Genomic DNA, 16,571 nt, shown 5'->3' with positions numbered 1-16,571 from the left:
CTTACAGTCAACGAAGTATAACCAGCTTGATACAAATGTTGGTCGACTAAGTGAGTCAGGCGTCACACTTGGCCGTATTGCTGCCCGTGCCTGAGCCAACGATCCAGCAATGGGCTGACGTGATCCGGCCAGCGTTCAAGAAGCGCCTGCGCAGCATCGCGTACGGCGGGCAACAGGTCTGCATCGCGCATCAGGTCGGCGACCTTGAACTGCAGCAGGCCGGTCTGACGGGTACCCAGCATTTCGCCGGGGCCGCGTAACTCAAGGTCTTTTTCGGCGATGACAAACCCGTCGTTGGTTTCGCGCATGATGCCCAGGCGCTGACGACCAATCTGTGACAGCGGCGGGTGGTAGAGCAGCACGCAATGACTGGCGGCGCTGCCCCGGCCGACGCGGCCGCGCAATTGGTGCAGTTGGGCGAGGCCCAGGCGCTCGGGGTTTTCGATGATCATCAGGCTGGCGTTGGGCACGTCCACACCGACTTCAATCACCGTGGTGGCCACCAGCAGTTGCAGGTTGCCAGCCTTGAACTCGGCCATGACGGCGGCTTTTTCCGCGGGTTTCATGCGACCGTGGATCAGCCCGACCTTGAGTTCGCCCAAGGCACTGGTGAGGTCTTCGTAAGTGGTTTCGGCGGCCTGACAGGTCAGTTCTTCGGATTCTTCAATCAGTGTGCACACCCAATAAGCCTGACGGCCTTCGGCGCAAGCGCCGCGCACACGCTCGATGACTTCCACGCGCCGGGTGTCGGTGACCAGCACGGTGTTGACCGGGGTACGGCCAGGCGGCAGTTCATCGAGGATAGAGGTGTCGAGGTCGGCGTAGGCGCTCATGGCCAAGGTGCGCGGGATCGGCGTGGCGGTCATGATCAACTGGTGCGGGTTCATGCGCCCGCCCACGCCTTTCTGGCGCAGGGCCAGGCGTTGCTGCACGCCGAAGCGGTGCTGTTCGTCGATGATCACCAAGGCGAGGTTCTTGAACTGCACTTCGTCCTGGAACAACGCGTGGGTGCCCACCACCATCGGTGCGCCACCGGCGATTTGCTCCAATGCCGTTGCGCGGTTTTTGCCCTTGAGCTTGCCCGCCAGCCACGCCACTTCCAGGCCTAGGGGTTCGAGCCAGCGCTTGAAGGTGATGAAGTGCTGCTCGGCGAGGATCTCGGTGGGCGCCATCAGCGCAACCTGGTAACCGGCTTCCAAGGCTTGCAAGGCAGCGAGGGCGGCGACCACGGTTTTGCCCGCGCCCACGTCACCCTGGATCAGTCGCAGCATTGGCTCTTTCTGACTGAGGTCATAGGCGATTTCATTGCCGACACGCTGCTGGGCACCCGTTGGCGCAAAGCCAAGGTTGGCCAGGTATTGCGCAGGCAGACGCGTGGCCTTGGGCATCGCCGGTGCACGCAAGGAGCGCATGCTCTCACGCAGGCGTTGCTGCGACAGTTGGTGGGTCAGCAGTTCTTCAAAGGCCAGGCGGTGCTGGGCCCAGTGATGACCCAGGGCCAGTTCGTCGACATCGGCGTCGGCCGGCGGGTGGTGCAGGTAGCGAATCGCATCGTCCAGCGGTGCCAGTTGATAGTCCCGGGCCAGCTCCAGGGGCAGCCAGTCGGGCAGGCTTTTCGGGCCGAGCATCGTCAGCGTCTGCATGCACAGTTGGCGCAGGCGTTGCTGGGTCAGGCCTTCGGTCAGCGGGTAGATCGGCGTGAGGGTAGTGTCCACCGGCGGCGGCTCGTCGCCGGTGATGGCGCGGTATTCCGGGTGGTAGATCTCCAGGCCCGATGCGCCAGGCCGCGCCTCACCGTAGCAGCGCACGCGAGTGCCGCGCTTGAGGCCTTCTTTCTGCGCATTGCTGAAATGGTAGAAGCGCAGGCTCAGGCCGCCGGTGCCGTCCTGCAGGCGCACGACTAAACTGCGACGCTTGCCCATTACCACGTCGGCGCCGCTGACGGTGCCTTCGATCACCGCGTCCTGTCCTGGGCGCAAATGGCCGATGGGCACCACGCGTGTGCGGTCCTGATAGCGCAGGGGCAGATGGAACAGTACATCCTGGAGGTTTTCCAGGCCGACCTTTGCCAGCTTTTCGGCCATGGCCTCACCGACACCCTTGAGCGCCGTCACCGACACCTGCGACAGCTCTGTCATACGGTTTCTTAGCTCACAGCGGTCGGCTTGGCCACCGAGCACAGGCGGATCGAGTCGGCGAGGATCTCAATGGCTTTGGGCCGAGGGAAGCTGGCGCGCCAGGCGATGGCCACGGTACGGAATGGCACCGGCGGCGTCAGTGGGCGCACTTCGATGACGCCAGGGGCGTAGTGATGGCTGTCCACCGCCGACAACGGCAGGATCGAAATACCCAGGCCGGAAGCAACCATATGGCGAATGGTTTCCAGGGAGCTGGATTCCACGGTGGTGTGCTTGGCGCCGTCGTTGCCTTTGGTCAGGGTCGGGCAGGCTTCCAGCACTTGGTCGCGGAAGCAGTGGCCTTCGCCGAGCAGCAGCAGGCTTTTGTCGTTGAGCAGGCCGGCGTCGATGGTGTCTTTTTGCGTCCACGGGTGGGAGGCCGGCATCAGCACATAGAACGGCTCGTCGTAGAGCGGCAGGGTCAACACGTCCGCCTCGTTGAACGGCAGGGCGATGATGATCGCGTCCAGCTCGCCGTTGCGCAGTTTGTCGCGCAGCACGTGGGTGAAGTTTTCTTCGATATATAACGGCATCTGCGGCGCGACGCGGTGCAGTTGCGGAATCAGGTGCGGGAACAGGTACGGACCGACGGTGTAGATGGCGCCGACTTTCAGCGGTGCTGTCAGCTGGTTCTTACCGGCCTGGGCCAGCTCGCGAATGCTTTGGGCTTGCTCCAGGACCTTCTGGGCCTGGGCAACGATGCCTTCGCCGACCGGAGTCAGGCGCACGGCGCTCTTGCTGCGCTCGAAAATCAGCACACCGAGTTCGTCTTCAAGCTTTTTCACACCCACCGACAGCGTCGGCTGGCTGACATGGCAACGCTCGGCCGCGTGGCCGAAGTGCTGCTCTTGGGCGAGGGTCACGATGTAGCGTAATTCTGTAAGAGTCATAGCGGGCGTCCATGAGGTTGCGGGCCAAGCATACCGGCTGCAATCGATAGACGCACGTTATCAGAGACTGTGGTGTTTACGACACCCGGTAATCAGGTGTCGTAAACCCAGCTTCAGTTCTGTGGGTATTTGAAGGTGAAGGTTTCAGTGAAGGGAGCCCACCATTCAGGTACGCCGGTTTCTTTGTCGACGTGGTGGAAGAAGCCCTTGATCTGTGGGCTTTCGTAGCGCAGCACCACGGTGTATGTGCCGGGGCCGTCCATCTTCACGTTATTGGCATAGTGGGCGCCGTCTTTGGCGACCATCGGCAGCAGAGTGCCGATTTCCTTGTAGTTGGGTGAGCCTTGCTTGACCAGGGAGTAAGAGATGGTCAGGTAAGGCACCCACTCGCCATTCGACAGGCCGTATTTGTTATCGGCTGTGGCGTGGACGTCGGTCTCAAGGTGTACCGAATCCTTGCTCATCACCATTCCAGGCGGCATTGGGGCCATCTCGATCCCCACGAGATAGGAAGAGGCAATTTCCATGTCGTTGGCCTGGACCGGTCCGCCGATCGGATATTCGCGGGCCAGGGTCAGGGTGGAAGTGGCTGCCGCGCTGATGAGTACCAGCGCGGTGGCCAGCGGTTTGTACAGCTTTTTCATGGGGAAGCTCCTAGGCAGGGTGAGTGTGATCACGTCGGGCGTGAATGAATCAATCGATTACCCATCACCAGGAGCAGAAGCGTGACCACCCAAGCGACCAACTGGACACCCAGCGGTCGGTCGGTATAGCCCACCAGCGCTTGCAGCGCTCTGCCGGTGAGGCTGGCGTCGGACACCAGCCAGGAGGTATCCCAGAGCTGGTAGCCCCAGGCAGGAATCAAGTCGATGCCGGCCAGGATCGCCGCCGCTCGCCCGGCCATTCCGGCGGCAAGCAGGGCGATCATCCAGCCGGTGATCGAAAACAGCCGCTTGAGGCTGATGGCGACCAGGCCGCGATACAGCAGCCAGGACAGTGCCGCCCCCAGAACAATGCCAAGCACGCCACCGACCAGCATCGTCAGCGGGCTGGTTTGGGTCGATGCGGCAATGCCGTAGAGGAACAGCACGATTTCCGAACCCTCGCGCAGCACCGCCACGGTGATGACCACCGCCAGCGCCCAGAGGGATTTTTCGCCGCGCAGCACCGCGTTGCCGGCACTGCGCAGTTGAGCCGCTAGTTCCCGGCCGTGGCTGGCCATCCACAGGTTGTGCCAGCCGAGCATGAACACCGCCACGATCAGAATGGCGGCGTTGAAAATTTCCTGGCCGAAACCTTCCAGGGCTTGGGTGATTGCTCCGGTGAACAGCGCCAGAATGCCTGCGCCGAGTACCCCGGCAGCGATCCCGCCGCCAATGAACAGTTCGCGGCGGGCCAGGCCTTGGGTGGCGGCCATGACGATACCCACGATAATTCCTGCTTCCAGCACTTCACGAAACACAATCAACAGGCACGCCAGCATGGCTTACTCCTTGGCCGCGACGGCAGTGACCGTGCCTTTGGCCTGGTCCGGGTGGTAGTCATCGAAAAAGGTGTAGGTGCCGGGATGCAAGGGGCCGGCAAAGACCGTAATGGTGTTGCCGGGGACGATGATTTTTTCGAACTTCAGGTCATAACTTTCGAATTCGTCCACGCTCTCGTCATGGCTGGTGAGCTGAATACGAAAACGCTCGCCCGCAGGCACCTCAAAGCTTGAAGGGGTAAAGGTGTGGTTCTGAATCACCAGGGTGACCAACTGATCCGCATGGGCAGCGACGGGAAAAGTCAGTAGGGCGAGAGCCAGGCGGGAGAGGTTGGGCATGCCGAACGTCCGCTAATGAGAATGATTCGCGGATAATTGGCTTTGTATTAAAATGTTACAAGTGAAGATCGAGACAGTTGTCGTTCTGTTCAATCACGGTTCAGGTTGCGGGGAGAGAGCGGGAAGGGACGTAACTGCCGTGGGCACCCAAGGGTGCCCACGGTGGGGATTACCGGCGACGTTTTTCGATGTTGTAAACGAACGGTGCGACGATTTCGATGCTGCCGCCTTTCAACATGTCGGCCGGCGGTTTGGGCAGTGGCTGTGCACGACGGATCATGTCCAGGGTCGCGCGGTCCAGGTCGGCGTTGCCGGAGCGGCCCACCAACTCGTAGGACAGCACATTGCCTTCGCCATCGACCACGAAGCGCAAGCGGTTCAGGCCTTCCTTGCCACTTTGTTGGGCGCCTGGCGGGTACTTCTTGTACTTCTGCAAGTGCGCCAGCAGGCTGCCTTCCCAGGAAGCCTTGGCCGCTACCTGTTGTGGCGATGGGCCAGGGACGGGCTGCGCCGACTTTTCCGCAGGCGCATTGGTCGGTGGGGTTTCGCTCGGCGGCTCCTCGGAAGGTTTCTCCTTGGGCGGCTCGGGCTTCTTCTCCACAGGCTTGGGCGGCTGGGGTTTGGGTTTAGGCTTGACCGGCTTGGGCACCTGGATCGTTGGCTTGGGCGCCTCGGCCAGTTTCGGCAAAGGCAACTCTTCCACCGGTGCAGGCGGTTGCGGCGGCGTGATCACCTTGGGCGGTGCCGGAGGCGGCGGTGCCGGCATCGGCGCCAGGTCGATGACCATGGCGGCCGGTGGCAGCACGACCGGGCGCGGCGCGGACCATTGGAGCGCGATGATGATCGCGACAGCGTGCACGCCCAGCACGACGGCGAGGCTGGTGCCATAACGCGTCAGTTTGTGGCGCGTCGTGATCATTTCTTGGCTGCCGTCTCAAGTCCGACCAGGCCTACCTTGAGGTAGCCGGCTGCCCGCAGGGCATCCATCACACTCATCAGGTCGCCGTAGTCCACGCCTTTGTCGGCCTGGAAGAAGATCGTCGTGTCTTTCTTGCCTTGGGTCTTGGCGTCGAGCACCGGGCCCAGGGTTTCGGTTTTGACTTCTTCTTCACCCAGGAACAGGCGTTGGTCTGCCTTGACGCTGAGGAATACCGGTTTCTCCGGCCGCGGCGCAGGCTTGGCGCTGGACGCGGGCAGGTCGACCTTGATGTCCACGGTGGCCAGCGGTGCGGCCACCATGAAGATGATCAGCAGCACCAGCATCACGTCGATAAACGGCGTGACGTTGATTTCGTGGTTCTCGACGAGTTCGTCGTCGCCTTGATTCAAATGCAGGCCCATGGCCGATTACCCCACTTTCACCATGTGCGGTTGCGAGCTGCGCTCGGTAGGCAGGTGATCGAGGTCGCGGCTGACCAGCAGCAGGACTTCCGCCGACGCGTCCGATACCTGAGCCTTGTAGCCGGCAATCGAACGGGCGAAGACGTTGTAGATCACCACCGCAGGAATCGCGGCAACCAGGCCCAGGGCGGTTGCCAGCAGGGCTTCGGCGATGCCTGGGGCAACGACGGCGAGGTTGGTGGTCTGGGTTTTGGCGATGCCGATAAAGCTGTTCATGATGCCCCAAACGGTACCGAACAGGCCGACGAAAGGCGCGGTGGAACCGATGGTAGCCAGCACGCCGGTGCCGCTGCTCATGTTGCGACCGCAGGCAGCAACCAGGCGCTCAAGGCGGAAGCTGACGCGTTCCTTGATGCCTTCTTTTTCGCGGGTATTGGCTGACAGGCGCATTTCTTCCAGCGCGTCGTGTACCAGCAGGTTGGCCAGGGTGCCCTTCTTGGTCGCGGTGTCGCTGGCTTCCTTGAGGGTGGTGGCTTTTTTCAGGTGGACGATTTCAGTGCGCAGACGGCGTTTGGCGCCCAGCAGCTCGAAGCCTTTGGCGATCCAGATGGTCCAGGTAATGATCGAGGCGATGGCCAGGCCGATCATCACGGCTTTCACCACCACGTCAGCGTTCTGGTACATGCCCCACGGCGACAGGTCATGGGCCATGCCCAGGGTGTTGTCTTCTTCCAGAACGACACCGCCCTCATCGGCAGCGGCTGGGTTTGCAGCCAGGGCCGGGTCGGTGGCGGCTGGAGCGGCCGGGGTGGCTGCATTGTGCTCGGCAGCAACCGGCGCAGTTGGAGCAGTGGCATCAGCGAATGCGGCGGTCGGCGCCAGCAGTACGCTGAACAGCATCGCAGCAATCGCACGCCAAGCGCGGGATGGGCTGTGAAGCTTGGTTGGCGAAGCGGGGTTTGTATTACGTGTCATGCTGGCCGGACCTGAGAGGAAAAATGAGTGATCGTCCTGCCAGACCCTGGGAGGGCCGAGGACAAATGGGCGGTCATTATTGCAAGTAATTCTTGTTAACAAAAGTAATACAGTTACTTAATTTGTCCTTTTGCTGGCCGCTGGTCATGTCCGGCGGCTAATCTGCGCCTTTAAGAATGGAGTTTTGTGATGTCTGCGCCTTCTGTTGTGATTGCCGGTTGCGGCGATGTGGGTAGTCGGCTGGCTAGCCAATTGCTGGCCTCGGAATGGGAGGTTCATGGCCTGCGGCGCGATATTTCGCGGCTTCCCAAGGGGGTGATCGGCATCGCCGGCGACCTGTTCAAAAAAGATTGCCCTGACACTTGGCCAATCGGCGGGGTGGATTACCTGGTGTACTGCGCCGCCGCGACTGACCACGACGAGGCCGGTTACCGCGCGGCTTATGTGCAAGGGTTGCAGCATGTGTTGGAGTGGCTGAACGACTACGGCCAGGAGCCCAAGCACTTGCTGTTTGTGTCCAGCAGCAGTGTGTATGGGCAGCAGAATGGCGAGTGGGTCGACGAAGCGTCCGACACCCAAGCGCAAGGCTATTCCGGGCAGGTAATGCTGGAAGCCGAGCAAGTAGCGCTCAGCAGCGGTATCCCGGCGAGCATCGTGCGATTGACCGGGATTTACGGCCCGGGCCGTGAGTGGCTATTGACCCAGGTGCGCCAGGGCTATCGCGTGGCGATCGATCCGCCTTTATATGGCAACCGGATTCACGCGGATGACGCGGCGGGCTTGCTGGCCTTTTTGCTGCGGCACGTGGAGCAGGGCGGTTCGCTGGACAAGGTCTACATCGGCGTCGACGATGCGCCCGCGCCATTGGCGGACGTTGTGGGCTGGTTGCGCGAATACTTGGGCGTGACTGAGTGGGCGGACGACGCGAGTGTGCGGCGGGCCGGTAGCAAGCAATGCAGTAATGCTCGGGCTAAAGCGCTGGGCTGGGTGCCGACCTATCCGAGTTATCGCGAAGGGTACGCAGCGATCTTGAAGGGCTGAAGCGCGGTCAAAAATGTGGGAGGCTGGCTTGCCTGCGATAGCGGTTTATCAGTCAACATCTCTTTTTGATGTGACACCGTCATCGCAGGCAAGCCAGCTCCCACATTTAGATCTATGTGATGCTGGTTATTGCTTTTCCAGCAACCACTGGCGTGGCCCGGGAGTGAACTGAGGCACTTCGTCCGCGTGTGCAGTATTCACCGCCTGGAAAATTTCCAGTTGCTTGCCCTTGCGCGCAAAAATCCACGGGTTGCCCTGGCCGTTCAGTTGTAGCCAGATGCTGTCGTAGCCGCCGCTCATGGAGGCGCAGTCGCCTGCCAGGCACAGCGAATACTGATCCGCACCAGGCAAACCGGTCACCTGGCCGTTGGCCTGGAACTGGACGGTGGCGCCTTCGTTATTGCCGTTGGTGATCTTCCAACTGCCGCCCATATAGGCCGCATACAGTGCGCGTTCGAAGTTGGCGCCCAATGGCGCGCCTTCTGGAGCCGGGTCTTTGGCGCGTGCGAACAGCTGCTCAGGCTCGTTATCGTTGGCCACTTGCAGCAGTTGTTTGCCTTTGCGCTTGAGTTCGGTAGCGGAGCTGCCGTAGAAGCCGACGCTCCAGGCGCCGGATTTTTCACCGAGCAATTTGCCTTCGGCTACTTCAAAACCGTTGTAGTAGCGTGCCTGCGAAGCCTTGGTGTTGACCTCCCATTCGAGGTTCGGGCCATAGGATTGCAGGGCTTCACGCAAAGGGCCGCCCTTGGCTGCCGCGTCGATGGCGGCCTGGTTGATCCAGGTGCCGCTCACATCCAGGTCTGCGGGGTTGCTGGCACAGCCGCCGAGCAACAGGGCGAGCAACGAAGAGGCTACAAGCGCTTTGCGCATTACGAAATCCTTCTAAAACGAAGTCGACGCAGCCTGTAGAGGCTGCGCCGGGTGTTTTACTCGATGACCAGAATCGCGTCCATCTCAACCTGCGCGCCCTTTGGCAGAGCGGCAACGCCGATGGCGGCGCGGGCTGGATACGGTTGTTCGAAGTACTTGCCCATGATCTCGTTGACCTTGGCGAAGTGGCTCAGGTCGGTGAGGAAGATGTTCAGTTTGACGATGTCTTTGAACGAACCACCGGCAGCTTCAGCAACCGACTTGAGGTTTTCGAAGACCTGTACGGTCTGGGCTTCAAAGCCTTCAACCAGTTCCATGGTCTTTGGGTCCAGCGGGATCTGGCCGGACATGTAGACGGTATTGCCCGCCTTGATCGCCTGGGAGTAAGTACCGATGGCGGCCGGGGCCTTGTCGCTGGTGATAACGGTCTTGGTCATGTGTGACTCCTTGTAATAGGTCTGTTAGGCACGCATGCGGGTGATGCGGATTACCCCGGTCAAGGCGCGCAGTTTTTTGATCACGCGGGCCAGGTGCACGCGGTCGTGCACGCTGACCACCAACTGGACCACGCTGATGCGCCCATCACGCTCGTCCATGCTGATTTTCTCGATATTGCCGTCGGCCGCGTTGACGCTGCTGGCCAGCAAGGCGATCAAGCCGCGCTGGTGTTCCAGTTCAACCCGCAGCTCGACGTTGAATTCGCCGGTGACATCCTTGGCCCAAGAAAGCTGGATGCACTTTTCCGGGTTGTGGCGGATTTCGGTGATGTTGCGGCAGTTGTCCAGGTGCACGACCATGCCTTTGCCCGCAGACAGGTGGCCGACAATCGGGTCGCCCGGGATCGGTGTGCAGCACTTGGCGTAGCTGAGCACCAGGCCCTCGGTGCCGCGAATTGCCAGCGGGCCTTCGGGGCTCGGCAGCTGTTCGCCTTCGCCTAATAGGCGGCGGGCGACTACATAGGCCATGCGGTTGCCCAGGCCGATGTCTTCGAGCAGGTCTTCGATGGTTTCCTGGCGATACTCGTGCAGCATCGCTTGCACGCGCTCGGTCGGAATCTTGTCCAGGGCACTGTCGAAACCGTTGAGCACTTTGTTCAGCAGGCGTTCGCCCAGGCTGATGGATTCGGAACGGCGCTGCAGTTTCAGGGCGTGGCGGATGTGAGTGCGCGCCTTGCCGGTGACCACGAAATTGAGCCAGGCCGGGTTAGGGCGAGCGCCCGGTGCGCTGACGATCTCCACCGTGGAGCCACTTTGCAGGGGTTCCGACAGCGGGGCCAGGCGGCGGTTGATCCGGCAAGCGATGCAGCTGTTGCCGACGTCGGTGTGCACTGCGTAAGCAAAGTCGACTGCCGTGGAGCCTTTGGGCAGCTCCATGATCCGGCCTTTTGGCGTGAACACGTAGACCTCGTCCGGGAACAGGTCGATCTTCACGCTTTCGATAAATTCCAGGGAGTTGCCGGCACGTTGCTGCATCTCCAGCACGCCCTTGACCCACTGGCGGGCGCGGGCATGCGTGCCTTTTGGCTGCTCGTCGCCGCTGGATTTGTACAGCCAATGGGCAGCGATGCCGTTGTTGGCCATCTCTTCCATTTCACGGGTGCGGATCTGGATCTCGATCGGCACCCCATGCATACCAAACAGGGTGGTATGCAGCGACTGATAGCCGTTGGCCTTGGGGATTGCGATGTAGTCCTTGAAACGGCCCGGCAGGGGTTTGTACAAATTATGCACAGCGCCCAGCACGCGGTAGCAGGTGTCGACCTTGTCGACGATGATCCGGAACGCATACACGTCCATGATCTCGTTGAAGGCCCGACGCTTGCCGCGCATCTTCTTGTAGATGCCGTAGATGTGTTTTTGCCGACCACTGACCTCGCCTTCAATCTCGTCGATCGCCAGGCAATGGCTCAGGGACTCTTCGATCTTGTTGACGATTTCCTTGCGGTTGCCCCGGGCGCGTTTGACCGCCTGGTAGATGCGTGCCGAGCGCATCGGGTGCATGGCCTTGAAACCGAGGTCTTCGAATTCGATACGAATGGCGTGCATGCCCAGCCGGTTGGCGATGGGCGCGTAGATTTCCAGGGTTTCCTTGGCGATGCGCCGGCGCTTTTCGCCGGACAGCACTTCCAGCGTGCGCATGTTGTGCAGCCGGTCGGCCAGCTTGACCAGAATTACCCGGATATCGCGGGCCATGGCCATGGCCATCTTCTGGAAGTTTTCCGCCTGGGCTTCGGCCTTGGTCTCGAAATTCATCTGGGTCAGTTTGCTGACCCCGTCGACCAGTTCGGCCACGGTTTCGCCAAATTGCGCGCTGAGCGCTTCCTTGGCGATGCCGGTGTCTTCAATCACGTCATGCAGCATCGCGGCCATCAAGCTTTGATGGTCCATGTGCATGTCGGCCAGAATATTTGCCACCGCAAGGGGATGCGTGACATACGCTTCGCCACTGCGGCGGCGTTGGCCGTCGTGGGCTTGTTCGGCGTAGAAATACGCTCGGCGGACCAGGTTGACCTGGTCTGGGCCGAGGTAGGCCGATAAGCGATCGGCGAGGGCGTCTATGCTCGGCAAAGTGTGAACTCCTGCCGTTGGCTGTGACCCCGCGCCGTGCTACGTCGACCAGGCATAGGCTTAGACGGCCTCGTTGGACTCGTCCTCGAACGCTGCAAACAGCGGTTCGTCTTCAACGATTTCGGCGTTAGCGATGAACTCGTAGCTCATCAGGCCTTCAGCGATTTCACGCAGGGCTACAACGGTAGGCTTGTCGTTTTCCCACTGGACCAGGGGCTCTTTGCCGCCAGTGGCCAGTTGACGGGCACGCTTGGTAGAGAGCATGACCAGCTCAAAGCGGTTATCCACGTGTTCTAGGCAGTCTTCAACGGTTACGCGGGCCATGGTATTCCTCGGAGCGAATGCAAGATGCGCGCTGCCCGGTTGGGCGAGCGGACTAAACAGTTTAAAAAATCACCAGCGTTTAGGGAAGCGCTGATTTTTCGCGAGCCTTCGTAAAACCGCTGCAAGTGCCAATGTAAAGCCCTTGCAGCGGTTTTGGGAAGAGCCAATCAACCGAGTAGTTCGGCCAGCAATTTGCCGAAACGCTGCTGTTGACGCTTTTGCTGGAGCTGATTGGTGCGGAAAATCGCCTTCAAATCATCCAGCGCATGGGCAAAATCGTCATTGATGATCAGGTAGTCGTAGTCGACGTAATGGCTCATTTCGCTGACGGCCTCACGCATGCGGCCTTCGATGATCTCGTCGCTGTCCTGGCCACGGTTGGTCAGGCGCTGGTGCAACGCTTGCAGGGACGGCGGCAGGATGAAGATCGAGCGTGCCTTGGGCATCAATTGGCGCACTTGCTCGGCGCCTTGCCAGTCGATTTCCAGGATCAGGTCGTGGCCTTCGTCCAGGGTCTGCTGCAAGTGACTCTGCGAGGTGCCGTAAAGGTTGCCGAATACTTCGGCGCGCTCCAGGAAGTCGCCGTGCTCGATCATCTTCACGAACTCGGTACGCTCGACAAAGTGATAGTGCACGCCGTTCACCTCACCCGGGCGCATGGCGCGGGTGGTGTGGGAGACCGAGATGCGGATCTGCTCGTCAGCGTCGGTCAAGGCCTTGACCAGGCTGCTCTTGCCCGCGCCCGAGGGGGCGGAAATGATGTAAAGGGTGCCGGTGCTGTGGGTCATGGAGGTTGCCTTACTCAATATTCTGTACTTGTTCGCGCATCTGCTCGATCAACACTTTGAGGTTGACCGCAGCCGTAGTGCTGCGCGGGTCAAACGCCTTGGAGCCCAGTGTATTGGCTTCGCGGTTGAGTTCCTGCATCAGGAAGTCCAGGCGCCGACCGGCGGCACCGGCGGACTTGAGCACGCGGCGCACTTCGAGGATGTGGGTGCTCAGGCGATCGAGCTCTTCGGCGACATCACTCTTTTGTGCCAGCAGGACCATTTCCTGCTCCAGGCGCACAGGGTCGAGGTCGGCCTTCATGTCGGTGAAGCGATCAAGGACCTTCTGACGCTGGGTGGCGAGCATTTGTGGCACCAGTTCGCGCAGGGTGACGACGTCTTCTTCGATCGAGGTCAGGCGCTCGTTGATCAAGCGGGCCAGCTCGGCACCTTCACGCTCACGGCCGGCCTTGAGCTCCTTCAAACCCTGGGTGAACAGGGCAAGGGCTTCAGCGTTGAGGGCTTGCGGGTCGGTGGCGTCGGCCACCAGTACGCCAGGCCAGGCCAACACTTCCAGAGGGTTGAGTGCTGCGGGCTGTTTGATCAAACCGGCGATGGTTTCAGCGGCGGCGACCAGTTGCGCAGCGCGGTCGCGGTCAACCTGCAGCGGCTTGCCGGTGGTTTCTTCGGTAAAACGCAGGGTGCATTCCAGCTTGCCACGGGAGATGCCCTGGCGCAGCGCTTCACGGACCGCGCCTTCAAGGTCGCGGAATGATTCCGGCAGGCGCAGGTGCGGTTCCAGGTAACGGCTGTTGACCGAGCGCAACTCCCAGCTCAGGGTGCCTTGGACGCCGGCTTTTTCGACGCGGGCGAAGGCGGTCATGCTGTGCACCATGGAGGTACCTCGCGTTGCAGTCCCGCAAACACGGGCTGATGGGTAAATTGAAGCAGACGGGCTGCGAAGGCGCAGGATTGTAGCGCAGTGGGGCGAGCGCGCCCAAACAAAGGGCAATTGACGGGCCTTTCGTAACCGAATTTTTTAGAAGTGCCCCGAATCGGCTGGCGGCTCTATAATGCTCGGCAGTTTTTCGTCCTCAGTACAGGTGTCTCCCTATGAAACGTCCAAGTGGTCGCGCTGCCGATCAGCTCCGCTCGATCCGCATCACCCGCAACTACACCAAACACGCCGAGGGATCTGTACTGGTCGAGTTTGGCGATACCAAGGTTATCTGCACCGTCAGCGTCGAAAACGGCGTGCCGCGTTTCCTTAAAGGCCAGGGCCAGGGTTGGTTGACCGCTGAATACGGCATGCTGCCGCGTGCTACCGGCGAGCGTAACCAGCGTGAGGCCAGCCGTGGCAAGCAAGGTGGCCGTACCCTGGAAATCCAGCGCCTGATCGGCCGTTCCCTGCGCGCAGCCCTGGACATGTCCAAGCTGGGTGACGTGACCCTGTACGTCGATTGCGACGTGATTCAGGCCGACGGCGGCACCCGCACCGCGTCCATCACCGGCGCCATGGTGGCCCTGGTTGACGCATTGAAAGTGATCAAGAAGCGCGGCGGCCTGAAAGGCGGCGACCCGCTCAAGCAGATGATCGCTGCCGTATCGGTCGGCATGTACCAGGGCGAACCTGTTCTGGACCTGGACTACCTGGAAGACTCGGCTGCCGAGACTGACCTGAACGTGGTGATGACCAGCACCGGTGGTTTCATCGAAGTGCAGGGCACTGCTGAAGGCGCGCCGTTCCAGCCGGCCGAGCTGAACGCCATGCTGGCCCTGGCCCAGAAAGGCATGACCGAAATCTTCGAGCTGCAGAACGCCGCACTGGCTGACTGAGTCGGCTTCAAGGAGAAACGCCATGAGTGACAGTCAGCTACCCGTGCCTACGCCTTCCTATGAAGTGCGTCAGGGAGCAATGTTGTGCCATCTCGCGGCGTTTCTTGGGTTTGCATTCCCCTTCGGCAGCGTCGTAGGGCCGCTGATCCTGTGGCAGATGAAGAAGGAAGTGGACCCGTTCATTGATGATCAGGGCAAGGAAGCCTTGAACTTCCAGATCACGGTGGCTATCGCCTGGATCGTTTGTATCGTGCTGGCCTTCGCGGTGATTGGGTTTTTCCTGATGACGGCCCTGGCCATCGCAACCGTGGTGCTGACGATCATTGGCGCGATCAAGGCCAACAAGGGGATCGCCTACCGTTATCCCTTCACGTGGCGACTGGTCAAATAATGAACGCTCACAAAAAAACCGACAGCCATGTCGGTTTTTTTGTGCCTGGAAAAAGACCTTAGATGGTCAGTGTCCAGTCGTAGTCCACGATCAGTGGCGCGTGCTGCGAGAAACGCGGCTGACGTGGCAGGCGTGCGCTGCGTACAAAACGGCGCAGGCCTGGGGTCAGCAGCTGGTAGTCGAAACGCCAGCCCAGGTTGAGCATCTCAGCCTGTTCGTTATCCGGCCACCAGCTGTACTGGTCGCCTTCACGGCTGACTTCACGCAGGGCATCGACATAACCCATGTTGCCGACAATCTCGTCCATCCAGGCACGTTCCGGCGCCAGGAAGCCCGGGGATTGCTGGCTGTCGCGCCAGTTCTTGATATCCAGCTTTTGTTGCGCCACGTACAGCGAGCCACAGTAAATGTACTCGCGACGTTTACGCCGCTGTTTATCCAGGTAACGGGCGAAGTCGTCCATTAGCTTGAACTTCTGGTTCAAGTCTTCATCGCCGTTCTGCCCCGAAGGGAGCAGCAAGGTCGCGATGCTGACCTTGTCGAAATCGGCTTGCAGGTAGCGCCCGTAGCGGTCGGCTGTCTCGAAGCCGAGGCCGCTGATGACCGCCTTGGGTTGCAACCGCGAATACAAAGCCACGCCACCTTGGGTGGGCACTTCGGCATCGCAGGCATAAAGGAAGTAGCCATCCAGTTGGAAGGCTGGGTCGTCCAGTTCAAAGGCGGAGGCGCGGGTGTCCTGCAGGCAGATGACGTCGGCATTCTGTGCTTGCAGCCAACTGAGCAAACCACGCTCGACTGCAGCCTGAATACCATTGACGTTCACACTGATGATCCGCATAAATGGCCCCAAAAATCGCGTGCGTGTATGATACACGCCGTCTACCTAATTAGCTAAATCCGTGGTATCTGAGGCTTTTTTCATGCAGGCGTATCAACGCGATTTCATTCGTTTTGCCATCGATCGCGGCGTTTTGCGCTTCGGTGAGTTCACCCTCAAGTCCGGGCGCACCAGCCCGTACTTCTTCAATGCAGGCTTGTTCAACTCGGGTTCGGCCCTGGCTCAACTGGGTCGTTTCTATGCGGCGGCCATCGTTGAAAGCGGTATTTCCTTCGACGTATTGTTCGGTCCAGCCTACAAAGGTATTCCTTTGGCGGCGGCTACTGCTGTGGCTTTGGCTGAACATCACGGGAAGGATCTGCCGTGGTGCTTCAATCGCAAAGAGGCCAAGGCCCATGGCGAGGGCGGTAGCCTGGTGGGCGCACCGCTCACTGGTGATGTGCTGATCATCGACGATGTGATCACCGCCGGCACTGCCATCCGTGAAGTGATGCAGATCATCGCTTCCCAGGACGGCGCCAAGGCTGCAGGCGTGCTGATTGCGCTGAACCGCCAGGAGCGTGGCAACGGTGAGTTGTCGGCAATCCAGGAAGTGGAGCGTGATTTTGGCATCCCGGTGGTGAGTATCGTGTCGTTGAACCAGGTGTTGCAGTTCCTGGAAGATGACCCGCAGCTCAAGCAACACCTGCCGGCAGTGCGTGCGTACCGCGAGCAGTTCGGCGTTTGATTACC

19 protein-coding genes are annotated in these 16,571 nt (G+C 60.5%); 4 read left to right on the top strand and 15 right to left on the bottom strand.

Features of this window, described 5'->3' with window-relative positions:
- Positions 1 to 62 precede the first annotated feature (62 nt).
- From recG to exbB, 8 genes are all read right to left on the bottom strand, one after another.
- Positions 63 to 2,138, bottom strand: coding sequence for an ATP-dependent DNA helicase RecG (recG, locus tag BFL40_RS17765; RefSeq protein ID WP_071485202.1), 2,076 nt, complete (start codon positions 2,136 to 2,138; stop codon positions 63 to 65).
- An 8-nt stretch (positions 2,139 to 2,146) separates the two neighbouring features.
- Positions 2,147 to 3,067, bottom strand: coding sequence for a hydrogen peroxide-inducible genes activator (locus BFL40_RS17760; protein ID WP_038843507.1), 921 nt, complete (start codon positions 3,065 to 3,067; stop codon positions 2,147 to 2,149).
- Between the two features lie 113 nt (positions 3,068 to 3,180).
- Positions 3,181 to 3,711, bottom strand: a complete 531-nt coding sequence (locus BFL40_RS17755) for an iron transporter (RefSeq protein ID WP_071485201.1) — start codon at positions 3,709 to 3,711, stop codon at positions 3,181 to 3,183.
- A 29-nt stretch (positions 3,712 to 3,740) separates the two neighbouring features.
- Positions 3,741 to 4,550, bottom strand: a complete 810-nt coding sequence (locus BFL40_RS17750) for an FTR1 family iron permease (protein WP_071485200.1) — start codon at positions 4,548 to 4,550, stop codon at positions 3,741 to 3,743.
- 3 nt (positions 4,551 to 4,553) lie between these two features.
- Complete coding sequence (locus BFL40_RS17745) at positions 4,554 to 4,889, bottom strand: cupredoxin domain-containing protein (RefSeq protein ID WP_071485199.1); 336 nt, start codon at positions 4,887 to 4,889, stop codon at positions 4,554 to 4,556.
- A 169-nt stretch (positions 4,890 to 5,058) separates the two neighbouring features.
- On the bottom strand, positions 5,059 to 5,808 hold the full coding sequence (locus BFL40_RS17740; protein WP_071485198.1) for an energy transducer TonB family protein: 750 nt from the start codon (positions 5,806 to 5,808) through the stop codon (positions 5,059 to 5,061).
- Positions 5,805 to 6,230, bottom strand: a complete 426-nt coding sequence (gene exbD / locus BFL40_RS17735; protein WP_071485197.1) for a TonB system transport protein ExbD — start codon at positions 6,228 to 6,230, stop codon at positions 5,805 to 5,807. The genes BFL40_RS17740 and exbD overlap by 4 nt, the downstream gene beginning before the upstream one ends.
- Positions 6,231 to 6,236: 6 nt before the next feature.
- Entirely contained in the window at positions 6,237 to 7,205 is a 969-nt protein-coding gene (gene exbB, locus BFL40_RS17730; protein WP_071485196.1) for a tonB-system energizer ExbB, read from the bottom strand.
- Positions 7,206 to 7,394: 189 nt separating this feature from the next.
- On the opposite strand from exbB, the gene BFL40_RS17725 reads away from it, so the two are divergent.
- Positions 7,395 to 8,246 carry an SDR family oxidoreductase gene (locus tag BFL40_RS17725; RefSeq protein ID WP_071485195.1) on the top strand — a complete coding sequence of 284 codons (852 nt, stop codon included), beginning with the start codon at positions 7,395 to 7,397 and terminating at the stop codon, positions 8,244 to 8,246.
- 126 nt (positions 8,247 to 8,372) lie between these two features.
- Here BFL40_RS17725 and BFL40_RS17720 read toward each other — a convergent pair whose 3' ends face one another.
- From BFL40_RS17720 to BFL40_RS17695, 6 genes are all read right to left on the bottom strand, one after another.
- Entirely contained in the window at positions 8,373 to 9,116 is a 744-nt protein-coding gene (locus tag BFL40_RS17720; RefSeq protein ID WP_071485194.1) for a hypothetical protein, read from the bottom strand.
- 56 nt (positions 9,117 to 9,172) lie between these two features.
- Positions 9,173 to 9,553: a RidA family protein gene (ridA, locus tag BFL40_RS17715; RefSeq protein ID WP_003176922.1), complete on the bottom strand. Its 381-nt coding sequence runs from the start codon at positions 9,551 to 9,553 to the stop codon at positions 9,173 to 9,175.
- Between the two features lie 24 nt (positions 9,554 to 9,577).
- Positions 9,578 to 11,683 (bottom strand): bifunctional GTP diphosphokinase/guanosine-3',5'-bis pyrophosphate 3'-pyrophosphohydrolase, encoded by a 2,106-nt coding sequence (gene spoT, locus BFL40_RS17710; RefSeq protein WP_016975931.1) that lies wholly within the window; start codon positions 11,681 to 11,683, stop codon positions 9,578 to 9,580.
- Between the two features lie 60 nt (positions 11,684 to 11,743).
- On the bottom strand, positions 11,744 to 12,007 hold the full coding sequence (gene rpoZ / locus BFL40_RS17705) for a DNA-directed RNA polymerase subunit omega (RefSeq protein ID WP_003176920.1): 264 nt from the start codon (positions 12,005 to 12,007) through the stop codon (positions 11,744 to 11,746).
- 167 nt (positions 12,008 to 12,174) lie between these two features.
- Complete coding sequence (gmk, locus tag BFL40_RS17700) at positions 12,175 to 12,795, bottom strand: guanylate kinase (RefSeq protein ID WP_017253726.1); 621 nt, start codon at positions 12,793 to 12,795, stop codon at positions 12,175 to 12,177.
- 10 nt (positions 12,796 to 12,805) lie between these two features.
- Positions 12,806 to 13,669, bottom strand: a complete 864-nt coding sequence (locus BFL40_RS17695) for a YicC/YloC family endoribonuclease (RefSeq protein ID WP_056860836.1) — start codon at positions 13,667 to 13,669, stop codon at positions 12,806 to 12,808.
- A gap of 218 nt (positions 13,670 to 13,887) precedes the next feature.
- Between BFL40_RS17695 and rph the strand changes: the two genes are divergently transcribed.
- Together rph and BFL40_RS17685 are read left to right on the top strand one after the other, a co-directional pair.
- Complete coding sequence (gene rph / locus BFL40_RS17690; RefSeq protein ID WP_016975928.1) at positions 13,888 to 14,610, top strand: ribonuclease PH; 723 nt, start codon at positions 13,888 to 13,890, stop codon at positions 14,608 to 14,610.
- Between the two features lie 22 nt (positions 14,611 to 14,632).
- Positions 14,633 to 15,001, top strand: coding sequence for a DUF4870 domain-containing protein (locus tag BFL40_RS17685; RefSeq protein ID WP_071485193.1), 369 nt, complete (start codon positions 14,633 to 14,635; stop codon positions 14,999 to 15,001).
- A 58-nt stretch (positions 15,002 to 15,059) separates the two neighbouring features.
- On the opposite strand, the gene crc is transcribed toward BFL40_RS17685, so the two are convergent.
- Complete coding sequence (gene crc, locus BFL40_RS17680) at positions 15,060 to 15,839, bottom strand: catabolite repression control protein Crc (protein ID WP_003195493.1); 780 nt, start codon at positions 15,837 to 15,839, stop codon at positions 15,060 to 15,062.
- Between the two features lie 82 nt (positions 15,840 to 15,921).
- Here crc and pyrE point away from each other — a divergent pair, with 82 nt between their 5' ends.
- Positions 15,922 to 16,566 (top strand): orotate phosphoribosyltransferase, encoded by a 645-nt coding sequence (gene pyrE / locus BFL40_RS17675; RefSeq protein WP_071485192.1) that lies wholly within the window; start codon positions 15,922 to 15,924, stop codon positions 16,564 to 16,566.
- Positions 16,567 to 16,571: the final 5 nt, after the last annotated feature.

This window comes from Pseudomonas costantinii (genome assembly GCF_001870435.1).
GTDB lineage: Bacteria > Pseudomonadota > Gammaproteobacteria > Pseudomonadales > Pseudomonadaceae > Aquipseudomonas > Aquipseudomonas costantinii.
This window is presented reverse-complemented; position numbering and strand designations above follow the sequence as displayed.

Bases quoted from the DNA above. Each gene is read 5' to 3' on its own strand.
- recG (WP_071485202.1), bottom strand. From the start codon at position 2,138: ATGACAGAGCTGTCGCAGGTGTCGGTGACGGCGCTCAAGGGTGTCGGT.
- BFL40_RS17760 (WP_038843507.1), bottom strand. From the start codon at position 3,067: ATGACTCTTACAGAATTACGCTACATCGTGACCCTCGCCCAAGAGCAG.
- BFL40_RS17755 (WP_071485201.1), bottom strand. From the start codon at position 3,711: ATGAAAAAGCTGTACAAACCGCTGGCCACCGCGCTGGTACTCATCAGC.
- BFL40_RS17750 (WP_071485200.1), bottom strand. From the start codon at position 4,550: ATGCTGGCGTGCCTGTTGATTGTGTTTCGTGAAGTGCTGGAAGCAGGA.
- BFL40_RS17745 (WP_071485199.1), bottom strand. From the start codon at position 4,889: ATGCCCAACCTCTCCCGCCTGGCTCTCGCCCTACTGACTTTTCCCGTC.
- BFL40_RS17740 (WP_071485198.1), bottom strand. From the start codon at position 5,808: ATGATCACGACGCGCCACAAACTGACGCGTTATGGCACCAGCCTCGCC.
- exbD (WP_071485197.1), bottom strand. From the start codon at position 6,230: ATGGGCCTGCATTTGAATCAAGGCGACGACGAACTCGTCGAGAACCAC.
- exbB (WP_071485196.1), bottom strand. From the start codon at position 7,205: ATGACACGTAATACAAACCCCGCTTCGCCAACCAAGCTTCACAGCCCA.
- BFL40_RS17725 (WP_071485195.1), top strand. From the start codon at position 7,395: ATGTCTGCGCCTTCTGTTGTGATTGCCGGTTGCGGCGATGTGGGTAGT.
- BFL40_RS17720 (WP_071485194.1), bottom strand. From the start codon at position 9,116: ATGCGCAAAGCGCTTGTAGCCTCTTCGTTGCTCGCCCTGTTGCTCGGC.
- ridA (WP_003176922.1), bottom strand. From the start codon at position 9,553: ATGACCAAGACCGTTATCACCAGCGACAAGGCCCCGGCCGCCATCGGT.
- rpoZ (WP_003176920.1), bottom strand. From the start codon at position 12,007: ATGGCCCGCGTAACCGTTGAAGACTGCCTAGAACACGTGGATAACCGC.
- gmk (WP_017253726.1), bottom strand. From the start codon at position 12,795: ATGACCCACAGCACCGGCACCCTTTACATCATTTCCGCCCCCTCGGGC.
- BFL40_RS17695 (WP_056860836.1), bottom strand. From the start codon at position 13,669: ATGGTGCACAGCATGACCGCCTTCGCCCGCGTCGAAAAAGCCGGCGTC.
- rph (WP_016975928.1), top strand. From the start codon at position 13,888: ATGAAACGTCCAAGTGGTCGCGCTGCCGATCAGCTCCGCTCGATCCGC.
- BFL40_RS17685 (WP_071485193.1), top strand. From the start codon at position 14,633: ATGAGTGACAGTCAGCTACCCGTGCCTACGCCTTCCTATGAAGTGCGT.
- crc (WP_003195493.1), bottom strand. From the start codon at position 15,839: ATGCGGATCATCAGTGTGAACGTCAATGGTATTCAGGCTGCAGTCGAG.
- pyrE (WP_071485192.1), top strand. From the start codon at position 15,922: ATGCAGGCGTATCAACGCGATTTCATTCGTTTTGCCATCGATCGCGGC.